Genomic DNA, 1,942 nt, shown 5'->3' on the forward strand with positions numbered 1-1,942 from the left:
CCGCCCGCCGGGGAGGAGGCGCGCGGCGAGCGGGCGTCGCGGCGTCCGAACGGGCGGCGCTGGCCCGGTCGGCGACGATCTCGCCGTCGGCGATCTCGACGATGCGCCCGGCGCGCTCGGCCACCTTCATGTCGTGGGTGACGATGATGACGGTGCGCCCCTCCGCATTAAGCTCGTCGAGGATGCGCAGCACCTCGGCGCCGCTGCGGCTGTCGAGCGCGCCGGTGGGTTCGTCGGCGAGGATCACGTCGGCGCCGTTCATGAGCGCGCGGGCGATCGACACACGCTGCTGCTGGCCGCCCGAAAGCTGGCCCGGCCGGTGGCCGGCGCGGTCGGCCATGCCGAGGCGGGCCAATAGCGCGCTGGCGCGCGCCCGCCGCGCCGCGACCGGCGCTCCGGCATAGATCGACGGGATCTCCACATTGCCGAGGGCGGTCAGTTCCGAGAGCAGATGGTAGCGCTGGAAGATAAAGCCGAAATGCTCGCGTCGCAGCGCCGCGAGCGCGTCGGCGTCGAGCGCGGCCGTCTCCCGGCCGCCCACCCGGTAGCTGCCGGACGTCGGCCGGTCGAGGCAGCCGAGGATGTTCATGAGCGTCGACTTGCCGGACCCCGAGGCGCCGACGATGGCCACCATCTCGCCGCGCGCGATGGTGAGGTCGATGTCCTTGAGGACGCAGATGGTGCCTTCGCCCGCGGGATAGTCGCGCCGCACCCCTCGGAGTTCGATCAGCGGATCGCTCACGGTCAGAACCCCATCGGCGGTGGCGGACCGCCGGACACGTGGGCACTGGCCGCGACGGCTTCGCCCGTCACCACGCGCTCGCCCTCCGCCAGCCCCGCGCGGATCTCGGCGGCGACCTTGTCGTTGAGCCCCACCTCGACCTTGCGGCGCTCGACGGCGCCGTCGGCCCTCAGCACCCGCACAAACGGGCCGTCGCCGTCGCGTTCGATCGCGGTGGCCGGCACGGTCAGCACGCCGGCAGCGCGGCCACGCACGATGTGCACCTCGGCGGTCATGTAGGTGCGCAGACGGAGCCGGGGATTGGGCACGTCGAACACGCCGATATAGTAGACCGCCGCCGACGAGGAGCTGGACGAGGAAGAGGCCGACGACGAGGATGAAGAACTGCTCGTGCTCGAGAAGCTGCTGTCGCTCTTGATGGATTCCGGTGCCGGCTCGATGAATTCGAGCCGGCCGTCATAGCGCTCGTCAGGGGCGCCGACGACGGTGAACCACAGCGGCATGCCGGTCCTGACGCCGACGATGTCCGCCTCCGAGATCTCGGCCCGCACGGTCATCACGTCGAGCTGGCCGAGAATGACGATGGTGGGTGCGGTCTGCGTCGCGTTCACCGTCTGGCCCTCCTGGGCCACGAGCGCGAGCACGGTGCCGTCGATGGGGGCGGTGATGCGGGTGTAACCGAGATTGGCGCGCGCAGTCTCCACGGCGATCTCAGCCTCGATGATCTGGGCGTCGAGCGCGGCGAGCTGGGCCTTGGTGACCTTGGCCTGCGCGTCGGCCGACTCGAAATCGGCCTGGGACACCGCTTTCTGCGCCACCATGGTCCTCTGGCGCGCCAGCGTCTGCTCGTTGAGCGCCAGCGTCGCCTCCTTCTCGGCCCTCTGGGCCCGCACGTTGGCGAGCGCCGCCTGCGCCGTGCGCAAGGCGTTCTCCTGGGTGACCGATTCGATCTCGGCCACGAGATCGCCCGCCTTCACCGTCTGGCCCAGCCTAACCCTGAAGGCGGTGATGCGGCCTGACGCCTGGGAGCCCACCGCCACCAGCTTGGCGGGCTTCAGAGTGCCGGTGGCCAGCACCGTCTCCTCCACGTCGCCGCGGGCCACGGACGCGCTCATGAGGGTGGTCGCGGGCGTCGACCCGGACCGGACAGAGGCATAGGCGCCGGCGGCGAGGGCGAGCGCGAGGAGCCCCCAGCCCCCC

Annotated in this window: 2 protein-coding genes; both read right to left on the minus strand. The window is 71.4% G+C overall.

The genetic code is table 11. The features are described 5' to 3' along the window. The coding region (locus tag AC2W7M_RS24565; RefSeq protein ID WP_486135647.1) for an ABC transporter ATP-binding protein at positions 1-742 on the minus strand (742 nt) is incomplete at its 3' end. Positions 743-744: 2 nt separating this feature from the next. Continuing rightward, positions 745-1,942, minus strand: a 1,198-nt coding sequence (locus tag AC2W7M_RS24570) for an efflux RND transporter periplasmic adaptor subunit (protein ID WP_486135649.1), incomplete at its 5' end; no start/stop codon positions are given.

Source organism: Xanthobacter sp. BG11Y11_SDJG (genome assembly GCF_057364445.1).